This is a genomic window from Kitasatospora sp. NPDC056181, assembly GCF_042266225.1.
In the GTDB taxonomy this organism is placed as follows: Bacteria; Actinomycetota; Actinomycetes; order Streptomycetales; family Streptomycetaceae; genus Kitasatospora.
Genome location: NZ_JBHJUK010000235.1, coordinates 1 through 9,725, shown reverse-complemented (window position 1 = coordinate 9,725; position 9,725 = coordinate 1). Strand labels below are relative to the sequence as shown.

The following is a 9,725-nucleotide window of genomic DNA, read 5'->3' as shown; positions in this document are numbered from 1 at the left end:
GCCGCGCCCGTACGCCGGCCGCGCCCGCCCCGCCGCACGCCCGTCCGACAGCCCCCGAGGTGACCCAGCCATGAGCAGAGCGCGCCGCCCGAACGCCGGGCCCCGGCCACCCGCACCCGCGGGCGCACGGCACGCCGGCCGTTCGTCCGGGGGCTCCGGCCCGTCCGCGGACCCGGCCCCGTCCGGCGACCCCGGCGTGGCAGCCGGCCCAGGCGTGGCCGCCGGCCCGTCCGCGGACCCGTTCGCCGCCCTGTCGCCGGCCCGCACCGCGGGCGTCGAGGGCCTCGTCAAGCGCTTCGGGACCGTCCAGGCCCTGGCCGGCGTCACCCTCGACTTCCCCGCCGGCAAGGTGACCGCGCTGATGGGCGAGAACGGCGCCGGCAAGTCCACGCTGCTGAAGATCCTGACCGGGGACCACCAGCCCACCGCGGGCCACGTCGTCCTCGACGGCCGGCGTGTCGACCTGCGGTCCCCGGCCCGGGCGCGGGCCCTCGGCATCCGGATCATCCCGCAGGAGCCCGAGATCATCCCGCACGTCTCGGTCGCCGAGAACGTCTACGCCGGCTCCCTGCCCAGGGCCGCCGGCCGCCGCCTGGACCGCGCCGAACTGCGCCGCCGGATCACCGCCGACCTCGACCGGCTGGGCTTCGCCGGAGTCCTCGACCCCGACCTGCCCGGCTCCCGGCTGACCTCGGCCCAGCGCCAACTGGTTGAGATCCTGCGCGCCCTGACCGGCGAGGCCAAGCTGATCGCGTTCGACGAGCCGACCTCCTCGCTCTCGGAGCACGAGGTCGAGGCCCTGTTCGCCCTCATCGGCCGGCTGCGCGACCAGGGCATCGCGGTCGTCTACGTCTCGCACCGGATGCAGGAGATCTTCCGACTGGCCGACCGGATCGCGGTCCTGCGCGACGGCGCCCTGGTGGGCGTGCAGGACGCGCACCGCACGAGCGAGGGCGAGCTCGTCCGCCAGATGGTCGGCCGTGACCTGTCGGCCCTGTTCGTGCGCCGCACCGTCGCCACCGACCGGGTCGTCCTGGAGGCCCGTGGCGTCACCACCGACCACGTGCGCGACATCGACCTGACCGTCCGCGCCGGCGAGGTCGTCGGCCTGGCCGGCCTGATCGGCGCCGGACGCTCCGAGCTGGCCCTCGCCCTTGCCGGCGACCTGCCCGTGCACGGCGGCACCGTCACCCTGGACGGCCGGCCCCTGCCCGCCGGCAGCCCCCGGCGGGCGATCCGGGCCGGCCTCGCCCTCGCCCCCGAGGAACGCAAGGCCCAGGCGCTGTTCCTGCACCGCTCCGTCCGCGACAACACCTCGATCGCCGTCCTGGAACGGCTGCGCCGCCTGCGCTTCGTGAGGCGCACGGCCGAACGCGACCTCGCGCAGCAGTACGCGGAGCGCCTGCGGGTGCGGACCCCGTCCGTCGAGCACGAGGTCGGCAAGCTCTCCGGCGGCAACCAGCAGAAGGTCGTCCTCTCCCGCTGGCTGGCCCGCCGCCCGAAACTGCTGATCCTCGACGAACCGACCCGCGGCATCGACGTCGGCGCGAAGGCCGAGATCTACCGGATCATCGCCGGCCTCGCCGAGGACGGGGTCGCCCTGCTGGTCATCTCCTCCGAACTGCCCGAGATCCTGGGCCTGGCCGACCGGATCGTGGTCATGCAGGGCGGGCGGATCACCGGCGAACTGGGGCGCGACGACGCGACCGAGGAAGCCGTCCTCCAACTCGCCATGGCCGACGACATCACCGGCACCACCTCTTCCGGAGCATCCTGATGACCACCGCCACCACCCCGCCGGCCCTCAAGGACACGCCCGACGGCCGCCCCGCCCGCCCGACGGCCCTGCTCGCCGGCATCGGCGGCCAGAACCTCAGCCTCGTCTGCGCGCTCGGCGCCGTGCTGGCCGTCTTCGGGACCCTGAACGACAACTACCTCAGCTGGACCAACATCCAGGTCATCGCCGAGGCCGCCACCATCACCGGCCTGCTCGCCGTGGTGCAGACCGTGGTGATCATCTGCGGCGGCCTGGACATCTCGGTGGGCTCGCAGGCCGGCCTCGCCTCGGTGGTCAGCGCGATGGCGTTCACCTCCGCGGGCTCCGGCGCCTTCGCCGGCATGGCCGCCGCCGTCGGTGTCGGGGCGCTCGTCGGCGTGCTGAACGGTGCCGTGATCGTGTACGGCCGGGTGAACCCCACCATCGCGACCCTCGCGGGCCTCGCCGCCTACAAGGGGCTCGCCCAGCTGGTCTCGGACGGCCGGGCACAGGGCTACGTCCTCAACGACGCGGTGTTCGTCTTCCTCGGACGCGGCAAGATCGCCGGGCTGCCGGTGATGGTCTGGATCCTGATCCTCACCGCCCTGGCGGTGCACGTGCTGCTGAAGTACACCGACATCGGCCGCAACCTCTACGCGATCGGCGGCAACGACATCGCGGCCCGGCTGGCCGGCATCGCGATCAACAAGTACCTGGTCGCCGTCTACGCCCTGATCGGCGTGGTGGCGGCGGTCGCCGGCATCCTGCTCACCGCCCGCACCGGCTCCGGGCAGCCGGTCTCCGGCAGCGAGGGGCTGGAGCTGAAGGCGATCACGGCCGCCGCACTGGGCGGCAGCGCGCTCAAGGGCGGCCGGGGCGGCGTCGGCGGCACGCTGCTGGCCGTCGCCCTGCTGGGTGCGCTGGACAACGGCCTCACCGTGCAGGGCATCAACTCGTTCTGGCAGAACGTCGCCCAGGGCGCGCTGCTGGTCGTCGCCGTGGTCGTCCAGCAGCGCCGCAGCGGCGAACGCGCGGTCGGCCTGCCCGGCTAACCGGCGGACGGACCCGGTGCGCCACCGCCGGGGGGACGGTGGCCGCCGCCGGCGGGGCAGGGGCGGGGCGGATGGCGGCCGGCGGCGGGGACGGTCCTCCCGCCGCCGGCCCTGCCGCCCGGCCGGGGGCCCGCCTCAGCGTCCGCCCACGGCCGCCCGGGCCGTGAAGGCCCGCCGGTAGTCGGTCGGGGTCACGCCGACCCGGGCGGTGAAGTGGCGGCGCAGGTTGGTCGCGCTGCCGAGGCCGCTGCGCTCGCCGATCTGCTCGACGGGCAGGTCGGTCGCCTCCAGCAGCGACTGGGCGCGGGCGAGTCGCTGGTTGAGCCACGCCGCCCGGGCCCGAGGCGTCGACACCGCCCTGCCCGAACTCCTCGCCCGCCAGACCGAACAGGCCATCGAGGCCGGCCACGGCGCCGACAGCTACGCCCGCCTGATCGAGGGGATCCGGAAGTGACGGCCGCCACCCCGGCCGCCATCACGGACTGGCCCGCGCTGGTGACGGAGGCCGCAGCCCGGACCACCGGGCTGCTCGACCGGGCCGCCGACGCCGACTGGTCGCGCCGCCCGGAGGGCAGCGACTGGACCTGCCGCGCGACCCTCGACCACCTCGCGCTCGGCCTGCTCGGCTACGCGGGCCTGCTGACGGCCCGTCCGACCGACCGCTACATCACGCTGTTCGGCTCGCTCGACCCGGCCGCGCCGATCCCGCACTGCCTGGAGGGCCTGCGCAGCGCCGCGGCCCTGCTGGCCGGAGCGGTCCGGGACGCGCCGGCGGACGCCCGGGCCTGGCACCCGTGGGGGCACTCGGACGGATCGGGATTCGCGGCCATGGGGACGGTCGAACTCCTCGTCCACGGCGGGGACCTGGCGGGCGGCCTCGGCCTTGACCGGTCGGTTCCGGACGAGCTCGCCGGCCCGGCGTTGGCCCGGTTGTTCCCGGCCGCCCCGACCGGCCACGCCCCCGGGGACGCCCTGCTGTGGTGTACCGGCCGCATCGGCCTGCCCGAGGTGCCCGCCGGTGCGTGGAGCTGGGACGGCCGGGTGCGCTGAACGACGGCGGTCAGGAGCGCGGAGTCCAGAAGGCGACCAGCCGGGCGGCGCCGGGCTCGACCGCCTTCCAGGAGCCCTCGTAGGTGAGCACCGCGATGGCCGAGGTGGGGAAGGCGGCGCTCATCCGGGCCGTCAGGTCGCCCTCGGACGCGCCGACGAGGATCTCCGCCAGGGCGTGGATGCCGGGATTGTGGCCCACCATCACCACGTCGTCCACCTCCTCGGACAGCTCGGTGAACAGGACGAGGAGTTCGCCGGGGCTCGCCGCGTAGATCCGCTCCTCGTAGACGGTCCCGGGGCGCTCGGAGAGCTCGGGGGCGAGCAGGTCCCAGGTCTCCCGGGTACGCGTCGCGGTGGAGACGAGGGCGAGGTCCGGGGTGATGCCCGCACCGGCCAGCCAGCGGCCCGCGGCCGGCGCGTCCCGGCGGCCCCGTTCGGCCAGCGGGCGCTCGTGGTCGTCGATGACGTCGCTCCGCTCGGACTTGGCATGCCGGACCAGGACGATCCTGCGGGTTCGCACGGTGCTCACGAGGGTCTCCTCCTCCACGCGGCCGACAACTCGCTCCCCGGCCGAGGCTGGTGCTGCGACCGGGAAGGACCACCAGGTTGCCCGATCGTGAGGCGAGGACGGGTCCGCCACCCCGGCGCGGACCCTTCCTGCTGCGGATCCGGGTGCGTTCGCGGCGTCGGGCGGTCGGGCGGTCGGGAGGCCGCGAGGCCCGGAGGCCCGGAGGCCGGAACGTCGGGGTGCCGGGTGCCGGGTGCCGGGTGCCGGGTGCCGGGTGCCGGGGGGTGCCGGGGCGCCAAGGTGCCGGGCGTTGGCGTTGCGCCCGCGCGGGTGGGCGCGCTCAGGCTGCGGGCACCTCGGCGACCACCAGCTCGCCGACCGCCTCCGCCAGGACGCCCCGGGCGTGCTCGCCCAGCCCGGAGTCCGTGACGAACACGTCGACGTCCTCCAGCGCCGCGAACCCGCTGAGGCCGACGACGCCCCACTTGCTGTGGTCCGCGACCACCGCGACGCGCCGGGCGGAGGCGATCAGTGCCCGGTTGGTCTGGGACTCGGCCAGGTTCGGCGTCGTCAGGCCGGCCTTCTCGGACACCCCGTGCGCCCCCAGGATCAGCAGGTCGACGTGGAGCGCCCGGATCGACTGGTCCGCCAGCGGCCCCACCAGCGCCGCGGACGGCGTGGGGGAGCCGCCGGTCAGCAGCAGCGACGGCGCGTCCGGATCGTGCTGCTCCCCGGCCGAGCGGATCAGGTCGGCGACTGGCAGCGAGTTGGTGACGACGGTCAGCCGCGGCACCCGCAGCAGCCTGGCCGCGACCGCGAAGGCCGTCGTCCCCGCCGAGATCGCGATGACGCTGCCCGGTTCGACCAGCGCCGCCGCGGCGTCCGCCACCGCGGCCTTGGCCGCCGACTCCAGGCCGGACTTCACCTCGAACCCCGGCTCGGCCACCGCCGTCTCCGAACCGAGCACGGCACCCCCGTGCACCTTCTTCACCGTGCCCGAACGCTCCAGCGCGTCCAGGTCCCGGCGGACGGTCATGTCGGAGACCCCCAGCTGTTCGACCAGGTCCGCGACCCGCACGGCACCGCTGCGGCGCACGATCTCGGCGATCAGCGCCTGCCGCTGATGGGCCAGAAGTCCCGTATCCGCCACAGCCCCGCTCCCCTCACCAAGCAAACCGAAAACACCAGAACCGAACAACTACCGAGGATACTCAACCCGAAGGCGCCGTCCCCCCGCACCCACCGGTACCGTTCCCCTCCGTACCCACCGGCATCGTCCCTCCGTACCTGCGGACGGTACCCGGAACCGCGGCCCGGTGCGATCATCCTTCCAGTCCTGGCGCACCAGCGAACGGAGAGACGGATGGGACGCAAGCGCAGCTTACGGTGGAAGGCGGTACTCGCCGCTCTGGCCGCGGTCTGCACGGCGGTGCTCGCCGGCCCGGCACCGGCCTCGGCCGCCGGCACCCCGGTGGTGAAGCCGCTCACCCCGGCCCCGGGCCAGTTCCGGCTGACCGACACCAGTTACGAGGCCGCGACCGACAACCTGTACACCCGGTACCTCAGGAACCACGCGAGCCTGACCGACGTCGTCACGACCGACTACACCACCAACTCCGCCGGACAACCGGACAGTTGGATGAACCTCCGGCAGATGCAGGCCTGTTCGGGCACCGCGACCGCCGGCCTGCCGCCCACCGTCGAGAAGAAGACCGCCTGGTGCTGGTCGAGCGCCCACGCCGACGACACCACGCAGCACTGGTACCCGCAGGGCCTCAGCACCACCGGTACCGCCGACGGCGGCGACGGGGAGATCCAGGGCCGGAGCGTCACCGCTGTCAGCTGGCACTACAAGGCCTACGACGGCGAGCCGGCCGGTGGCTGCAAGAGCGACAACCTGCTCAAGCTCACCCTCATCGACCGGACGACCCGGAAGTACCGCCACGTCCTGCTGGCCGAGCCGACCAGCACCTCCTCCGGCGCCGCCAACTTCACCTTCGTCACCGGCCACGGCGGCGGCATCGTTTGGTACGCCAACTACCTCTACGTGACCGACACCGCCAACGGCATCCGCGTCTTCGACCTCGACAAACTGGCGAAGGTCGACACCTACGGCTCCGGCGTCTCCACGGTGGGCATCGACAACGGCAGGTCGAGCGCCTGCGGCTACCCGTACGTGCTGCCCGAGGTCCACCGCTACTTCCAGCCCAGGAAGGCACCCGACTGCAGCGCCTCCGCGCCGCTCGACCCGGCCTCGCTCTGCTTCTCCTGGCTCTCCCTGGACAAGACCGGCGGCGGCTCCACCTTCAAGCTGGTCACCGGCGAGTGGTACGGCGACACCTACGGCAGCCGGGTCGTCCGCTACCAGCTCAACCCCGCGAGCGCGGCCACCGATCCCGGACTGCTCGCCACCTCCGGCGGACGCTCCCTCGTCCAGGACGCCTACAGCACCGATGGCTACCGGGGCCTCCAGGGCGGCATGACCTGGACCGACGGCCAGGGGCTGGTGAACTTCGCGTTCTCCAAGGGCTGCGGCACCAAGCCCGCCGTCTTCTCCCACACCTGGAGCGGCGACACCCGCCCCGTCACCGGGTGCGGCAGCGGCACCGCCTCGGGCGGCAACTGGGGCGCCGGCTCGCCCCAGGCCCTCAGCTACTGGCCCAAACTGGGCACCACCCAGGTCGACGAACTCTGGGGCCTCACCGAGGGCATCTGCCGGGCCAAGGGCGACCCGCACTTCACCCCGGGGGCGGACGACACCGGCGTCTGCGCCGACTACACCGGCACCACGACGGCCTCGCTGCGCACGGTGTACGCGGTCGGCTTCACCGATCCCCAGGTGCAGGGACTGCACTGACCACCGCCGTTCCGGGCCCGAGCCGTTCCGGGCCCGGGGCGAGCCGTTCCGGGCCCGGAACGGCTCGGGGTGCCCCGGCGCCGTTCACGCCTGGGGGTCCGGTGCGGTGTCGAGCTGCTCGGCGAGGGCGGTCAGGGTGGCGCCGAGCGGGAGGGGGAGGGTGACCTCCGCGTACGCGTCGCCCCGCGTCGCGCCCTGGTTGACGATCGCGACGGGCTTGCCGGTGCGTGCGGCGTGGCGCACGAAGCGCAGGCCCGACATGACGCTGAGGGAAGACCCGAGGACGAGCAGTGCGCGGGCGTCGTCGATCAGGTCGTAGCAGTGCTGGACACGGGGCCGGGGCACGTTCTCGCCGAAGAAGACGACATCGGGCTTGAGGATGCCGCCGCAGGCCGTGCAGGGCGCGACGCGGAAGGAGCCGGCCAGCGCGTCGGGCAGCTCCACGTCCCCGTCCGGGTTGACCCGGGCGCCGGCGGCCGCCGCCGGGCCGTTGAGGTCGTGCAGGCGGCGGTCGAGCTCCTCGCGGGTGCTGGTGCGCCCGCAGCCGAGGCAGACGACCCGGTCGAGCCCGCCGTGCAGCTCGACGGCGTCGACGGTGCCGGCCGCGCGGTGCAGGCCGTCGACGTTCTGGGTGATCACCGCCGACACCCGGCCGGCCCGGCGCAGCCGTTCGACGGCCCGGTGCCCGGCGTTGGGCCGCGCCTCGGCGATCGAGCGCCACCCGGCGTGACTGCGGGCCCAGTACCGGCGCCGGCCCGCCTCGCTGCCGGTGAACTCCTGGTAGGTCATCGGCGTGTGGCGGCGCAGCAGGCCGTTGGCGCCGCGGTAGTCGGGGATGCCCGACTCCGTGGACAGCCCCGCGCCGCTCAGGACGGCGACGCCCCGCGCGGCCAGCAGCCGGCGGACGGCGTCCAGCCCGCGGGCCGGCGACGCGCTCCCGTGGTCGGCCGGCTCTGCGGGGACTCGCTCTGGGGGCATGCAGCCAGCGTAGGACAGCCGCCGTCCGAACGACCGGCCGCCCGCCGCCCGCCCCGTCCGGAGAGGGGCGGGCGGTACGGGCGGGGTCAGCCCGCGGTGGTGCCCAGGGCGGCGACGTCGGCGCGCAGCGCGGGCAGGCCCGCGTACATCGTGCCGCCGGGGCAGTCGGTCGCGAGCCAGTCGCGATGGCCGCTGATCATGTCGACCGGCTTCGTCACGCCGTTGACCGGGTTGACGAAGGTGACGTGGGCCTGCGGGTCGAGGTGGTGCGTGCGGGTGAGCAGGGCGAGCAGGCAGGTCAGCGAGCGGCGGGCCTGCGGGGTGGGGTCCTGGCTGCTGAGGGTGCCGAGCAGGGCGATGCCGAGGTTGCCGGAGTTGAAGCCCGCGGTGTGGAAGGCGGTGACCACGTTGCCGGCGGCGTCGTGCGCCGGGACGCCGTCGTCGCCGGACCAGCGGCCCTCGTAGATCCGGCCGGCCTCGTCGATCAGGAAGTGGTAGCCGATGTCGCCCCAGTCGTTGGTGATCGCGTGGTACTCGTAGATCGCGCGGACGGTCGCCGCCGGGTCGGGGTCGGCGTTCGGCGTGTCGGTGTGGTGGACCGTCAGGGTCTGGAGCGGGTAGTACTTCGCGGGGGAGTTCTCCACGCCGTTCTTGAAGCGCTTGGACTCGTCGGCGCCCCACGCGGCCCGCGAGAGGTACTCGACGCCGGCGAAGGAGGCCGGGGCGGACGCGGCGACGGCCCGCGTGCGGACCGGCCCGTGCACGGTGTCGATCGCGGCGGTGCGGACGTTGCCGGCGCCGTCGGGCAGGCGCAGGTCGTAGCCGGGCGCGCCGCCGGCGGCGACCAGCGCGGTGGCGGTGCCGACGGCGCCCGCACCGGCCGGGCGCTCGGGGCCGTCCGGCCCGCCCGCGCAGCCGGCGGGCAGGGGCTGCCACGCGCCGGGGCCCGCGCCGTCCCGGTGGAGCCGGATGGCCGCGCCGCGCCGGGGGCCGTCCCAGCTGACGCCGACGTACCGGATCGGGAACCCGGCCCGGACGGTCGCGGCCTCCGGTCCCGTCGCCGACTGTGCCCGGGTGGCGGGGGCGCTGACCGTCCGCGCGGCCCGCCCGGAGGCGGGCGAGGGGGCGGTGGCGGGCGAGACGGGGGCGGCGGTCGCGGCGGATGCGGCGGCCGGGGCGACGGCGAGCGCGGCGGCGGTGGCGCCCAGCGCCCCGACGACGGTGCGCCGGGTCACGGCGGGCTGCGGGTTCGGCATGGAGGTCCTGTCCAGGGTGCGTGAAAGGCCGGGAGGGGGCGATGACCTGCTCCGATCCCACGCCCCCGTTGACTGATCATCAGTCAGGCGCGAATGTACCCGACTGATCGTTTCGGCTGGTCAGGCGGTGGACGATCTCCGCACATCCCTGCCCGAAGAGGCACCCGGCCCTCACCGGAACGGCGGCCCCGGGCGGGCCCGCCGCCCGGGGGCCCGCCCCCGCCGCCCCCGGCGGCCGCCGGGGAGAATAAAAAACAACGAGGCCACC

At 74.9% G+C, this 9,725-nt stretch carries 9 protein-coding genes and 1 pseudogene; 5 read left to right on the top strand and 5 right to left on the bottom strand.

Going from position 1 to position 9,725, the window contains the following annotated elements:
- Positions 1-196: 196 nt before the first annotated feature.
- Both ACFC1F_RS41330 and ACFC1F_RS41325 read left to right on the top strand, forming a co-directional pair.
- A complete protein-coding gene (locus ACFC1F_RS41330) occupies positions 197-1,777 on the top strand; it encodes a sugar ABC transporter ATP-binding protein (protein WP_376166719.1) in 1,581 nt (526 codons plus the stop codon).
- Positions 1,777-2,808, top strand: coding sequence for an ABC transporter permease (locus tag ACFC1F_RS41325; protein ID WP_376166716.1), 1,032 nt, complete (start codon positions 1,777-1,779; stop codon positions 2,806-2,808). The genes ACFC1F_RS41330 and ACFC1F_RS41325 overlap by 1 nt, the downstream gene beginning before the upstream one ends.
- A 135-nt stretch (positions 2,809-2,943) precedes the next feature.
- Here the strand turns inward: ACFC1F_RS41325 and ACFC1F_RS41320 are convergent.
- Positions 2,944-3,132, bottom strand: a pseudogene (locus ACFC1F_RS41320) (helix-turn-helix domain-containing protein); the annotation flags it as partial.
- Here ACFC1F_RS41320 and ACFC1F_RS41315 point away from each other — a divergent pair.
- On the top strand, positions 3,128-3,262 hold the full coding sequence (locus tag ACFC1F_RS41315) for a hypothetical protein (RefSeq protein ID WP_376166714.1): 135 nt from the start codon (positions 3,128-3,130) through the stop codon (positions 3,260-3,262). The pseudogene ACFC1F_RS41320 and the gene ACFC1F_RS41315 sit on opposite strands and share 5 nt — an antisense overlap.
- A complete protein-coding gene (locus ACFC1F_RS41310; protein WP_376166713.1) occupies positions 3,259-3,858 on the top strand; it encodes a maleylpyruvate isomerase N-terminal domain-containing protein in 600 nt (199 codons plus the stop codon). Before ACFC1F_RS41315 ends, ACFC1F_RS41310 begins: the two co-directional genes overlap by 4 nt.
- A 10-nt stretch (positions 3,859-3,868) precedes the next feature.
- Here the strand turns inward: ACFC1F_RS41310 and ACFC1F_RS41305 are convergent, their stop codons facing one another.
- On the bottom strand, positions 3,869-4,387 hold the full coding sequence (locus ACFC1F_RS41305) for a histidine phosphatase family protein (RefSeq protein ID WP_376166711.1): 519 nt from the start codon (positions 4,385-4,387) through the stop codon (positions 3,869-3,871).
- A gap of 319 nt (positions 4,388-4,706) precedes the next feature.
- On the bottom strand, positions 4,707-5,516 hold the full coding sequence (locus tag ACFC1F_RS41300) for a DeoR/GlpR family DNA-binding transcription regulator (RefSeq protein ID WP_209410754.1): 810 nt from the start codon (positions 5,514-5,516) through the stop codon (positions 4,707-4,709).
- A gap of 213 nt (positions 5,517-5,729) precedes the next feature.
- Here ACFC1F_RS41300 and ACFC1F_RS41295 point away from each other — a divergent pair, with 213 nt between their 5' ends.
- Positions 5,730-7,223 (top strand): hypothetical protein, encoded by a 1,494-nt coding sequence (locus tag ACFC1F_RS41295; protein WP_376166709.1) that lies wholly within the window; start codon positions 5,730-5,732, stop codon positions 7,221-7,223.
- An 84-nt stretch (positions 7,224-7,307) separates the two neighbouring features.
- On the opposite strand, the gene ACFC1F_RS41290 is transcribed toward ACFC1F_RS41295, so the two are convergent.
- Together ACFC1F_RS41290 and ACFC1F_RS41285 are read right to left on the bottom strand one after the other, a co-directional pair.
- Positions 7,308-8,201: an NAD-dependent protein deacetylase gene (locus ACFC1F_RS41290; RefSeq protein ID WP_376166707.1), complete on the bottom strand. Its 894-nt coding sequence runs from the start codon at positions 8,199-8,201 to the stop codon at positions 7,308-7,310.
- 86 nt (positions 8,202-8,287) lie between these two features.
- Positions 8,288-9,457 (bottom strand): N-acetylmuramoyl-L-alanine amidase, encoded by a 1,170-nt coding sequence (locus ACFC1F_RS41285; protein ID WP_376166705.1) that lies wholly within the window; start codon positions 9,455-9,457, stop codon positions 8,288-8,290.
- Positions 9,458-9,725 lie beyond the last annotated feature (268 nt).